The sequence below is a fragment of the Dokdonia sp. Dokd-P16 genome (genome assembly GCF_003095655.1).
In the GTDB taxonomy this organism is placed as follows: domain Bacteria; phylum Bacteroidota; class Bacteroidia; order Flavobacteriales; family Flavobacteriaceae; genus Dokdonia.
Genome location: NZ_CP029151.1, coordinates 3,107,799 through 3,120,499 on the forward strand (window position 1 = coordinate 3,107,799; position 12,701 = coordinate 3,120,499).

General features: G+C 36.2%; 13 protein-coding genes. 7 read left to right on the top strand and 6 right to left on the bottom strand.

What is annotated here, in order from left to right; genetic code table 11:
- Positions 1-3 precede the first annotated feature (3 nt).
- Positions 4-576, bottom strand: a complete 573-nt coding sequence (locus DCS32_RS13795) for a Crp/Fnr family transcriptional regulator (RefSeq protein ID WP_108878809.1) — start codon at positions 574-576, stop codon at positions 4-6.
- 162 nt (positions 577-738) lie between these two features.
- Here DCS32_RS13795 and DCS32_RS13800 point away from each other — a divergent pair, with 162 nt between their 5' ends.
- Positions 739-1,671, top strand: a complete 933-nt coding sequence (locus DCS32_RS13800; RefSeq protein WP_108878810.1) for an EamA family transporter — start codon at positions 739-741, stop codon at positions 1,669-1,671.
- Positions 1,672-1,735: 64 nt separating this feature from the next.
- On the opposite strand, the gene DCS32_RS13805 is transcribed toward DCS32_RS13800, so the two are convergent.
- Together DCS32_RS13805 and DCS32_RS13810 are read right to left on the bottom strand one after the other, a co-directional pair.
- Complete coding sequence (locus DCS32_RS13805; protein WP_204161779.1) at positions 1,736-2,047, bottom strand: YtxH domain-containing protein; 312 nt, start codon at positions 2,045-2,047, stop codon at positions 1,736-1,738.
- Between the two features lie 215 nt (positions 2,048-2,262).
- Positions 2,263-2,589 carry a hypothetical protein gene (locus DCS32_RS13810; protein ID WP_108878811.1) on the bottom strand — a complete coding sequence of 109 codons (327 nt, stop codon included), beginning with the start codon at positions 2,587-2,589 and terminating at the stop codon, positions 2,263-2,265.
- A gap of 422 nt (positions 2,590-3,011) precedes the next feature.
- On the opposite strand from DCS32_RS13810, the gene DCS32_RS13815 reads away from it, so the two are divergent.
- From DCS32_RS13815 to DCS32_RS13830, 4 genes are all read left to right on the top strand, one after another.
- Positions 3,012-3,203, top strand: a complete 192-nt coding sequence (locus DCS32_RS13815; protein ID WP_108878812.1) for a cold-shock protein — start codon at positions 3,012-3,014, stop codon at positions 3,201-3,203.
- 155 nt (positions 3,204-3,358) lie between these two features.
- Positions 3,359-3,808 carry a KTSC domain-containing protein gene (locus DCS32_RS13820; RefSeq protein WP_108878813.1) on the top strand — a complete coding sequence of 150 codons (450 nt, stop codon included), beginning with the start codon at positions 3,359-3,361 and terminating at the stop codon, positions 3,806-3,808.
- A gap of 79 nt (positions 3,809-3,887) precedes the next feature.
- Positions 3,888-5,228 (top strand): DEAD/DEAH box helicase, encoded by a 1,341-nt coding sequence (locus tag DCS32_RS13825; RefSeq protein WP_108878814.1) that lies wholly within the window; start codon positions 3,888-3,890, stop codon positions 5,226-5,228.
- Positions 5,229-5,326: 98 nt separating this feature from the next.
- A complete protein-coding gene (locus DCS32_RS13830; protein ID WP_108878815.1) occupies positions 5,327-6,163 on the top strand; it encodes a phospholipase A in 837 nt (278 codons plus the stop codon).
- Positions 6,164-6,259: 96 nt separating this feature from the next.
- Here DCS32_RS13830 and DCS32_RS13835 read toward each other — a convergent pair whose 3' ends face one another.
- A complete protein-coding gene (locus DCS32_RS13835; protein WP_108878816.1) occupies positions 6,260-7,900 on the bottom strand; it encodes a hypothetical protein in 1,641 nt (546 codons plus the stop codon).
- A gap of 270 nt (positions 7,901-8,170) precedes the next feature.
- Here DCS32_RS13835 and DCS32_RS13840 point away from each other — a divergent pair, with 270 nt between their 5' ends.
- Positions 8,171-8,740 carry a hypothetical protein gene (locus DCS32_RS13840; RefSeq protein ID WP_108878817.1) on the top strand — a complete coding sequence of 190 codons (570 nt, stop codon included), beginning with the start codon at positions 8,171-8,173 and terminating at the stop codon, positions 8,738-8,740.
- A gap of 45 nt (positions 8,741-8,785) precedes the next feature.
- Entirely contained in the window at positions 8,786-10,813 is a 2,028-nt protein-coding gene (locus tag DCS32_RS13845; protein ID WP_108878818.1) for a M13 family metallopeptidase, read from the top strand.
- Between the two features lie 67 nt (positions 10,814-10,880).
- Here the strand turns inward: DCS32_RS13845 and DCS32_RS13850 are convergent, their stop codons facing one another.
- Positions 10,881-11,621 (bottom strand): SDR family oxidoreductase, encoded by a 741-nt coding sequence (locus tag DCS32_RS13850; protein ID WP_108878819.1) that lies wholly within the window; start codon positions 11,619-11,621, stop codon positions 10,881-10,883.
- Between the two features lie 278 nt (positions 11,622-11,899).
- Positions 11,900-12,700 (bottom strand): type 1 glutamine amidotransferase domain-containing protein, encoded by an 801-nt coding sequence (locus DCS32_RS13855; protein WP_204161780.1) that lies wholly within the window; start codon positions 12,698-12,700, stop codon positions 11,900-11,902.
- Position 12,701 lies beyond the last annotated feature (1 nt).

The following is a 12,701-nucleotide window of genomic DNA, read 5'->3' on the forward strand; positions in this document are numbered from 1 at the left end:
GTATTAACTAATACGTTTGCGTATGCGGCTCAAAGCCTGTGGTGTGACGCCTATGTAAGAGCTTATATATTTAAGAGGAATTTCTTTAAGTAACTGAGGGCGTTCTTTAAAGATGCTCAAATAACGTTCTTCGGCAGTTTGATCTAGGAGTGATTGCAGTCTTTTTGATTTTGTGATAAAAAGATTTTCGGCAGCAAGTCTGCCTATAAGATTACCTATAGCTGTTTTCTCGTAAATTTCTTGTAAATCTTTATGAGAAACACTCAAAATCACGGTATCAACAAGCGCCTGGACAGAGTGATCAGATGGTTCTTGAACTAAAAACGAATCATATGCACTCACAAATTGGTTTTCAAAACAAAAACCAAAGGTGATTTCTTTATCTGATGATTCTTTAGGTATAAACAAACGTACAGAACCCTCTTTGATAAAGGAAATATAGTTTTCTGTTACACCAGCTTTAAGAATGGTTTCTTTCTTTTTGAACGTGCGTTCTACAAGCTTTGATGTAAAAAGTTCCCAATCTATATCAGATACGGGAGCAAACTGGTTTATATAGGTGCGTATTTCGTCCAAGATAGTTTGTAAATAAAAGTAAAGATACTACTCAATAACGCAGTTTACTTGAATTAATCACAAATTCTATTGGTGTTGTTATTTTAAAATAAAGACATACTCCGTGTTCTTAAAATAGTTAAGTTCGTAGCCTATATTTTTTAACCTTTTCAAGATATTACTATGAAGAAGGAAACCTACCTAGCCATTCTTGCTTTTTTCTCAATTTACGTGTTTTGGGGATCTACTTATTTATGGAATAAAATTGTCGTAAGCGAAGTTCCAGCTTTTATGCTTGCGGGTTTGCGCTTTACTACAGCGGGACTGATCATATTCCTTATAGCGGGACTAAGTGGTAAATCACTTAAAATATCAAAAAAGCAGTTGCGCAACTCTGTGCTAGCCGGATTCTTTTTTCTAGTGTATGGGAATGGAGTATTTGTATGGTCACTCAAGTATGTAGACAGCGGATTTGCAGCGCTACTTGCGGCCTTACAGCCATTATCAATTCTTTTATTAATGCGTATAGTTCAGAAAAAAGGCTTAAAGCTCAAATCAATCATAGGGGTCGCCTTAGGGTTAATAGGAATGTACTTACTGGTTTCTCAAAGAGAGATAGCGATGCAAGAAGGAGCAACCCTAGGAATTATAATGATATTTACTTGTATTTTGAGTTGGAGTATAGGAAGCTTGTTTGTAGCCCAAGCAGATTTACCTAAAAATTTCTTTATTACAACCGGTTATCAAATGGTAAGCGCTGGTATTTTATTATGGACGTGGAGTCTTATTATAGGGGAAACATGGAGTTCTCCGGTAGATTGGAGTTCGCGTGCACAGATATCCATGGTGTGCCTTATTATTTTTGGAGGTATCGCAGCATTTACTTCGTTCAATTACTTACTTAAAAATGTCTCAACAGAAAAAGTGGCAACCTCTGCATATATAAATCCCGTTGTTGCTTTATTCTTGGGCTGGTATTTTCTAGATGAAAATATCACTACTCAGTCTATTATTGCAGCATGTGTATTGCTGAGCGGTGTGTATTTTATAAATAGTGTACGCAAAAATGATAAGACGCAAACAAAGAAGATGCGTTTTAGAAGAGGTAGGGTATAACCGAACTTTTAGAAACAAAAAAGTCCCATCGTGTAGATGGGACTTTTTTATAACTGAAATCGTTTTACGACTTTACCGTCTTTTCAATATTCTCTGCAGTAATGTCAATTACATCTTCTGCGTGATCTATATTTCTATTTACAGAGTTCTTAGCTTTTGCTGTCTCGCGCTCTAAAGCATTTTTTAAGCTCGTAAGTTTTTCAGACACTTGGTCTTCAACTTCATTGTAGCTTTCCTTAAGAGTGTCTCCAGCTTTTCTTGCTTTGTCCTTTAAAGCAGCTTTCTCTTCAGGAGACATTTTCTTATATTTATATAATCCTAAAGCTCCTGCTGCTACAGCGATTAGTCCTAATATACCTTTTGTGTTATTATTCATAATTAAGTGGGTTTGATTGTTGTGATATAAAGATAATGACAAATCTGATGAAGCAATAATACTATAATTAGATTGTGTTTTAATTAATACATTTTTGGCAATAAACCCCTGTTTTTTAAGAATTAACAAGTGATCATTGCGTTGATGTATTTTCATGTTACGCTTTCGCGAAAGCGCAAAAAAAAGCGACTCATATGAACCGCTTGGAATTATTATTAAGCTACTGCTGCATTGCTTGCGTAGTAGTGTAGTATATTTTTGTAAAATGCTACGTTACTTGGATTATTACGAACACATGACTTCAAGAATTTTTCTAGGTTATCATATTCAATAGTCACCTCGGCACCTTTGTTTAGTACATCTAGACCTAAACAAACTTTATTAGTATCGATATCTAGAACAACAGATGAGGCATTAAAAAAATGTTTTATCAGTGCAACATGCAGTTGCTGAAAGCTAGTACTACGTTGAAATCTAAAATCTGTTGAATATTCAATTAAATCATTGAGACTTTTTAAGATGTTGTTATTAGTGTGTTGCATAGCTTTTGATGTTTTTGTTTTCGTAAATTTAAAAACCAAAATGTTAACAAAAATCTAAGGCTGAACGTTTTATAAATAGTTTAACGATACATGCAGTAATCGTCTGTTGTCCAGAACTGTTGGAAATCTTTAAAAATCTATAGAATTTAATTTTGTTGAAACGCGTTTTAATTAGTGGTAATTATCTTATTTTAAGATATCTATGTAGGCGTTCATTACGAGTCGTAAATTATCTTATTGCTATCGTGTTTCTTAAAGACTATATTTTTATTTCAAAAAAATATCTTAAAAGAATTGTGTCCTATTATAGTACAGTAAATGGCATTTGATGCATTTTGAGTTATAGGATATAAATAGATGGTTGTAGATTGTGGCACTGTGTTTGCTTAGCACTAATTATTAATAAATTAAATTATAATACAATGAGTAAAGGAACAGTAAAATTTTTCAACGACACTAAAGGTTTTGGATTCATAACAGAAGAAGGAGTTGAAAAAGACCATTTTGTACACATTTCTGGATTAATCGATGAGATTAGAGAAGGTGACGAAGTGGAGTTTGACCTTAAAGAAGGTAACAAAGGATTAAATGCAGTTAACGTAAAAGTTATCTAAGTTATATATACTTTCAATTAATAGAAAAGCCTGTCATCACTGACAGGCTTTTTTTTGTTTACTCTTTATTTATAGTGTCCTCGCTATTAACTTTTTATAATTTATTAAATTACATTAAAAAGAAGTACTTTCGCGCTCTGATAAAAGCCCTGATTATGAAGAGAATAAATGAGTACAAGAAACTCTTTGGAGTTGAAAAAGAAATTGACCTAAAAATGCTTAAAAAGAGCTATCGTAACCTTGTAAAGGAATGGCACCCAGATAAGTTTCAAGATGGTGATGCAAAACAAGAGGAAGCAGAGATACAAAGCCGTCGCATTATTGATGGTTACCACTTTCTAGTAAGCATGGCACCAGAGACCAAAGCTGCAAACCTAGAAGCATATACAGAGACGATAACTAATGCCGCTATCGCAGATTACCAGCACAAAGGATTACTACTAGAAATCACATTTACAGATGGGACTACTTATGAGTACTTTGGAGTTACGAAGCCTATATATATTAAGATGGTAAATGCTGGAAACCTTAATCGTTTTGCAAAACGCAACATTTACCCTAAGCATAACTACCGTAAGTCTAAAAGACACTTACAAGAAGCATAAGATTATTACATCCTCTTACTGAAATAGCTATTGAGTTTCATTGTTAAGAGGAGATTATTATTTAATAAATATTGAGACTATGACAAGTACTTTCACAGCATTAGGTGTAATGGATGCTATCCAAGAAGCCTTAAAAACACTAGAGATTACTTCTCCTACAGATATACAGCAGCAGGCTATACCTGCAATGCTCACATCCAAAAAGGATGTCATAGCGCTCGCACAAACTGGGACTGGAAAAACGGTTGCCTTTGGGGTACCGTTATTACAGCTTATAGATCGCACAAACCCAACTACACAAGCAGTTATTCTTGTGCCTACAAGAGAATTAGGGCAACAGATACAATCTAATATTGCGGCACTTGCTGCACATCTTCCTGAGGTGAGCACTGCTGTTTTTTATGGAGGTGTAACTGTAAAAGATCAAATAGAGCGACTTAAGGAACCTGCTCAAATTATTGTAGCAACACCTGGACGTCTTATAGATCTTATGGAACGCCAAGCTATCAATATCACGCAAGCCAATTATCTTGTGCTTGATGAGGCAGATGAGATGGTGAGCTCTCTTAAAGATAGTCTTGATACTATTGTTACTGCAATGCCTAATAATAGAAGGACTTTTCTGTTATCTGCTACTATGCCAGGAGCAATCAAACAAATAGTTCAAAACTACCTTTCTAAAAACCCAATAGAAGTGAGTGCCGAAATGGCAACCCTAGGTAGTCAGAAAATTACACATGAATATGTAGTTGTTGAGCCTATTGAAAAACTAGACGTATTAATGCATTTCTTGAACTCAAGAATAGGGCAGAGAGGTATTATCTTTTGTAAAACAAAAGCAGCAGTAAACAAACTAGCCAAAAATCTAGCAATTAATAAATTTTCTTCGGGAGCCATCCATGGAAGTTTAAGTCAGCCCATACGTGATCGTATGATGGGACAGTTTAGAGAAGGGCATATTGACATTCTGGTAGCAACAGATCTTGCTGCTAGAGGTATTGATGTAAAGGAGATTGAGTACGTAGTAAATTACCACCTTCCAGAATTTTACGACATGTACGTACACAGAAGTGGTCGTACGGCTCGTGCTGGTGCAACTGGATATGCGCTTACGATATTACAAGAAGAGGAATTAAAAGAAATCCCTGAGTTTGAACATGAGTTAGGTATTTCTTTTTCCGCTTTCGCGAAAGCGTCACCACAACAAATAGAGGATAATAATACGGTGCTTTGGGCTAAGAAAATCTTCAAAACGAAGCCTAACAGAGAAATTGCTACGGAGCTAAAAGAGAGTGTACACGCAGTTTTTCATCACTTGACTAAGGAAGAACTTATTGATAAACTTATGGCAGAGCGCATTGCATCTGTTCTTAAAAGTATCGAGCCTAAAGCACTTCCAAAGAAGAAGAAAAGGAAATAGGATCTAAGGACAGAGAGTTGTTTTTTTCTTTCACTGATTCAGTTTAAGTATTAAATTACAATAGCTTAGCTTTTACATTAGTAATTTCATATCTTAAAATGATGAAAAAACAACTTCTCATAATTGTTCTACTCTTATCTTACGGCCTTTCATTTGGACAAGAAATCACACGTGAAAAATTTAATGATTCTTTACAAGGTTTACCTTCATTTTCTAGTTACCAAGATAATTACTTTGTAACCGGCTTACCAACTAATAGAGATATAGATCGCAATAGCGCAGACGCTAAGTATCAAGTAAGTTTCAAGCAAATTATCTCAAGAGATTTACTTCCATTTGAGTCCTATTTGTACTTGACGTATACACAAAAGGCATTCTGGAATATTTATAAAGAGTCATTACCTTTTAGAGATGTAAATTTTAATCCCTCTATCGCGATAGGTAAAGCTATTTTCAATAAGGATAATCAATTAAGAGGTATAGCATCACTTGAATTTGAGCATGAATCTAACGGCAGAGACAGTATATCTTCTCGCAGTTGGAATCGTATTACCGCTGGATACACAACACCTCTTTTTAAAAATACTACGGCACGATTTGAGCTCTGGTTACCTTTTGGTTACCAAGAAAGTAATGCAGACTTATTAGACTATGTAGGAGTAGGGGAAGTGCATATTAATCATGAGATTAAGCATGATAAGCTCACGTTAAATCTTATGCTACGTAAAGGACTAGGTTTTGATGGCAGAGGTGTAGTGCGCTCTAGATTATATTACAACCCTTTTAAAACAAGTAAACTTAACCAATACATCATGCTTGAGTGGTATTTAGGTCAAGCAGAGTCATTACTTGATTTTCAAAAATCTAGTAGTATTATCAGACTAGGCTATGTGATTAAGAGTACAGAGTTTAACTGGTTTAGAAATAGGAAATAGTAGGCTTACTGTTAGAGCACAACTATCATTTGAGTCAAAGTAATGTGGTTGTTCATGTAAACAGTTTTCAAAAAGACTAAGGAAAATAGTAATAATTTATAGCTTGATCCTCAAAGCTCCACCTGCTGTTCTATACATATCACCTTGAGTAAGTCCGCCAGTTGCAGCAGCAGCGTCACCTGCAAAAACAGGCAACCCAGAAAAGTTTACATCTACCGCTTTAATTTTACCATTAACTTCTAGTTTTTCAGTTAAGACAGCATTGTTTGTACCTATCCCTACATTTCCATTATCATCAAGACGCATTCTCAATTTATTGTCAATAGTGCCGTCTGTTGATGTATGAAAGTCTATACGACCTGGCATGTCTGAAGCTCCAGTACGATTATTTGCCATAGAACCCATTCTAATAGCAGATGCATTACGATATGCAGTACCATCATAACCCTGAGCTTCCATGTTGTAGAAGTTTGCATTCGCCTTACCTGATACAGCAGTGGGATTGTTTTGTGTACCAAAAGCGCTACGTATGTGAAATGAAGTAATGTTTGTTCCGTAACTGTGAGCATCAAAATCTGCATCCCCACTAAAGTTATCATCTCCATGTATTTCCAGGGCTTCTCCTGGAGTATCTGTGCCTATACCTACGTGACCATTTTTTAAGATGGTGAGTGCATTATTGAATGTGGTAACGCCACCAGTCCTAAAACCATTTCCTACACTAAAAATACGATCTTCACCTACAGTTATAGATGTCGACGCTGGTGTGTAATCTGTGTTATATAAACCAACGGCAACTTCACTATAAGAACGCGCAAGCAAGTTGTTACCTAAGGCAACACTACGATCACCAGTAGCTCTAGATTCACTACCTATTGCTATAGCACCATCTGTATTAGCAATATTTGTAAATCCAAATGCAATACTATTAAGTCCTGAAGCTTGATTGAGACGTCCTAGAGCAAATGAGTTCTCGGCTGTTGCTTTACTTGTGTTTCCTAAAGCAATTGAATGTAGACCTGTTGCGGTACTAGCAACTACACCGGCTATTGAGAAATCGCCTGTAGCGGTCGTATTTCGACCCATCGTTGTACTATATGCCCCAGATGATTCATTAGAATATCCAAAACTTGTAGCACCTTGTCCTGAAGCAATATTATCACGTCCTAAGGAAACAGCATAATCACCTGAAGTATCACCTCCACGACCAATATTTGTGGAAAATTGACCGCTAGCAATAGTATTATAGCCTAGCGCTACGCTATAATTTCCTCGTTTTGAATCATCCCATGAATCGTCGTCATTATATCCAGCTCTAAAGGCTCCTCTACTTTTATCAAAAAATAGACGTCTATCATCATCACCTCCAGTGATATTTTCAAGAGTAGTGCTTCCTACTACAAAGTCGTCAACCTTTCTATTTGTGGTATTTCTTATAACACCACCTATACTTATAAACTCACCCTTATTATCAATAGGCACCCATATAGTACCATCAAAATACCAAAAACCCTCATTTCCATCATCTTGAAAAACCAACAGCCCTTTTACTGGAGAGTCAATATCTTCTTTCTCAGTTTCTGTCATTCTTGGAATGAGAATACCTGCTTCTGTAGAAGTGATATCGAGCATGCTTGATGGGTCTGGAGAGGTAGTACCTATTCCAACTTGCCCAGTTAACGATAAATTACCGAGTATGGTGCAAGCTACTGCTAAGAGGTGATTTTTGTAGTTCATAGTGTAATCTTAAATGTCAATGCGTTGATTTGGGATTCTAACATTGCCCGCAAGATAAGTATATTGCATATTTTTAATTTGTAAGATTATACATAGCTCATGGTTGCTTAATTCTTTTTAAATACGATTAAATGCGTAAAATTATAGATGTAGTACTCAAATACGAAAAAAGATGTAATTATTGTGTTATAAAGTGTTGATATAAAACTTTTTACAGTAGCTCTTAAATATTAAATAGCTGCACATTACTTAATTTAATTACATTTGAGAATGATAAAAAAGCTTCTTTTTCTCCTCGTAATCAGTTTAATTTCAGTTTCTGCCACTTCACAAACAGAGCTGCCTTCTCTACAATTTTGGAATAAGCTCAAGGCTCATTGCGGTAAAGCATACCAAGGAGTACTTGAAGAACCTAAAGAAGATGAGGCTTTCGGTGGTAAACAACTCACCATGCATGTTCGTTCTTGTAATGAAAACGAGATTAGAATCCCATTTTTTGTAGGTGATGACAAATCTCGTACGTGGATACTGACAATGAATGACGGTATTATCTCGTTAAAACATGATCATCGACACGAAGATGGTAGCGAGGATGAAGTAAACTTTTATGGAGGTACTGCTAGTAATGCTGGAAAAGCTAATATTCAATTTTTTCCTGCAGATGTCCACACACAGCAAATGATCCCTGGCGCAGTGACTAATGTATGGTGGATAACTATAGATGAATCTTCATTTACATATAATTTAAGAAGACTAGGCACAGATCGATTATTTACGGTTGTGATGGACCTCACAAAGCCTATAGAAACTCCTGGGGCTCCATGGGGATCAGAAGATTAATCTTAATTCTTACATTGATAGTATCTAGATTAAAAGTATAATATTATGAAAAATCTCATTTATTCGGCAGTGATTGCTGTTTTGGTAATTTCTTGCAACACTAAGAATGACGGTCAAGACGAAGCTCATAAAAAGCAACAAGCTATTACCTTTGACGGAATAGATACTTCCATTGCACCGGGAGATAATTTTTACAATCACGTCAATAAAACATGGTATGACAATGCCGTTATAGCAGATGACCAAGTAGGAGTAGGAGCCTATAGATTTTTAAATATTCCGCAGCAAGAGTTATTAAAGAATATCTTAGAAGAGATTTCAACGCAAACTCACCCTAAAGGTTCTGTAGAGCAACTTGTAGGTGATTTTTATGCTTCAGGTATGGATACTTTGAGTATTGATAAACGAGGGATTGAACCTATGGAGCCTATCCTCAATCGTATTGAAGCAATAAATAATATTCCTGAAATCATGAATTTTGTGAGCACGCAAATCATGAGCGGAGATTATTCGGTAATAGCTCCTTATATTGCTCCAGACCAAAAAAATAGTAAGGTTAATATTTTACATGTTGGCCAGACTGGTTTGGGACTACCTGACCGTGATTATTATTTTAATGAAGATAGCTCATCAAAAGCCATACAAGAGGCTTATAAAAAGTACCTAGCTACCCTGTTTGAACTTGTGGGTGAAGATAACGCTTTCGCGAAAGCGGAAACAGTATACAGCATTGAACAACAACTTGCGAGTGCTCATAAAACACGTATCGAGCGCAGAGTGATAAAGGATAATTACAATAAGTTTTCTGTGGAAGATCTAGCGGCTAAACAAGCTGCTATAGGTTGGCCAAAAATGCTAGAGAATTTAGGAGCAAGCGTAGATTCCCTAGATGTTAGACAGCCCGCATACTATGATGTATTAAATAGTATGTTGTCAAGGGTGCCACTAGCGCAATGGAAATTATATCTCAAGGCTCATTCTATAAGTAGTCATGATAATATCTTGAGCACTCCTTTTCAAGATGCTGCATTTGCATATACTAAGGTGATTTCTGGACAGTCTGAGCAACAATCTCGATCTAAACGCATGGTGCGTAATGTAGACAGGCAAATAGGGTTTGCATTAGGACAATTATACGTTAAGCGCTACTTTAATGAGGATGCTAAAAAGAGAGCGCTAGAGCTTGTAAATAATTTTCAAAGCGCACTTGAAGTTCGCATTGAGAACCTAGCATGGATGAGTGATAGTACTAAAGTAAAAGCTAAAGAAAAGCTGTATGCTATCAATAAAAAAATAGGATATCCAGATGTATGGCGTGAGTATAATGTTTCAATCGATAGAGGACAGTTTTTTGAAAACGTAGTAGCCTTACGTAAAGATAGTTACAACTATGAACTTAAACAATTGAACAAGGCACCGAATCGTGATGAATGGGGAACAACTCCGTCCACAGTAACAGCATATTACAACCCATCACTTAACGAAATTGTGTTTCCTGCAGGAATATTACAGCCGCCGTATTTTGACCTTTATGCAGACGATGCTGTAAATTATGGAGGTATTGGTATGGTAATAGGTCATGAGTTTACTCATGCTTTTGATGATCAAGGAGCGCAGTATGATAAGGAAGGAAATGTAACTAACTGGTGGACGGATGACGACTACAAAAAATTTAAAGCAAAGACGCAACAAATTATCGAACAGTATGATTCTTTTACTGTGTTAGATAGTGTGCACCTTAAAGGAGCACTCACAGTAGGTGAGAATACTGCAGATAATGGCGGAATTGCAATTGCGTACGATGCTTTTAAAATGACGGAGCAAGGAAAAGACACTGTGTCAATAGGAGGTTACACTCCTAATCAGCGATTTTTCATGTCTGTAGCTCGCATATGGAGAGTAAAGACAAGAGATGAGTATTTACGTAACTATGTTGCTACAGACCCACACTCACCACCTATGTGGCGTGTAAATGGTCCTCTTATGAACTTTACGCCTTTTTACGAAGCTTTTGACGTTACTGAAGGACAAGAGAACTTTAAAACCAAGGAGGAGCGTATAGAAATTTGGTAAAAAAATAGGGTATGCTTTCGCGAAAGCATACCCTACATTATTCTTATTATAATTCTTATATATGAGCTTATTTCTGCTCGCTAGGAACGATATACACATCATTAATATTTACACGTGCTGGCTGACTCAATGAGTAGTAAATAGCGTTTGCAATATCTTCAGACTCTAAGGTTGTCATTTCTTGCATTCCTTCCATCATTTCCTTAACATCCTCATCTGTGATTGTTTCAGTTAGGCTAGTACTTACGGCACCTGGCTCGATAGAGGTAACGTTAATTCCATATTCTGGAGCTAGCTCTTGACGTAATCCTTCAGAAAACATTTTTACAGCGCTTTTTGTAGCGCAATACACAGCTCCACCAGGGAAATAACGATGTGCTGCCATTGAAGATATATTTATAATATGTCCTCCTTTATTCTTTTTAAGTTCTGGTAAAACGGCTGCAACTCCATTTAATACTCCTTTAATATTTACATCTACCATTTGCATCCACTCATCTGTTTTGAGTTTTTCTACAAACGATAGAGGCATTAAGCCCGCATTATTGATGAGGCCATCTACTTTTCCAAATTCTTTTACTGCAGTCGCAACACCTTTATCAAAGTCATCCTTGCTTGTTACATCTCCTGCTGCTACAATTGCCTTTCCACCATTATCGGTAATTGATTTTTGTAACTCTTTTAGTTTATCTTCACTACGAGCCATTAATACCACATTTGCACCGTGTGATGCTAGTTTGTGCGCGGTTGCTTCTCCTATACCACTTGATGCTCCAGTTATGATTATTGTCTTATTTGTAAGTTCCATAATTTTGTTTTTTTATAAAGTTAAGTGGACTTTACAGCTTTACCATAGGTCTTAATGGTATTTTAAGAAGGTGATAAGAGTGTTTTAACGCAGTGAAGGCAACCTACCGGGTAGATGTTAATTTCACTAACATTCATAATTTTAATGTCATTTATAAGTTTTTACGCTTTCGCGAAAGCGTGACTTATCAAAATAGATTAGACTAAAGAAAACCATATTTGATTCCATAAAAAAAGGTTGCCAGATGGCAACCTTTTTTACTTTTAGAAGGGAATCAATTATTTGATGCTCTCTAATAATTTATCTGCTACTAGTTCTGATGAAGCTGGGTTTTGACCTGTAATAAGGTTTCCATCTTGGATTGCATATGCAGCCCAATCTTCTTTTTTAGAATAGATACCACCATTTTTAGTTAGCATGTCTTCTACTAAGAAAGGTACTACCTCAGTAAGTTGTACAGCCTCTTCTTCAGTATTAGTAAATCCTGTTACTTTTTTCCCTTGTACTAATGGGTTGCCATCAGTTCCTTTTACATCTTTCAATGCAGCTGGAGCGTGACATACGAAAGCAACTGGCTTATCTTGACTATTAAATTTTTCAATAAGTGCGATTGACTTTGCGTCATTTGCAAGATCCCATAATGGTCCGTGACCTCCTGGGTAAAATACCGCGTCAAAATCGTCTGCATTCATATCTGCAAGCACTTTTGTGTTTGCGATAAGATTCTTTGCAGTTTCGTCTTTATCAAAGCGCTCTGTAGCTTCTGTTGCAGCGTCTGGTGAGTCACTACTTGGATCTATAGGTGCAGCTCCTCCTTTTGGAGTTGCGATTGTAATATTTACACCTTTATCGAGTAATGAATAATATGGGGCAGCAAATTCTTCTACCCAAAATCCAGTTTTCTTTCCAGTGTCTCCTAATTGGTCGTGTGATGTTAATACAAATAAAACGTTCATTTCTTTTTCTTTTTTGGTTTCTGTTGTTACTTCCGAAACTTTTTCAGAAGTTGTTTTTGATTCTTTACAGCTCGTTGCCGTAATAATAGTAAGCACAAGTGCTAGTGATTGGATAATCTTCATA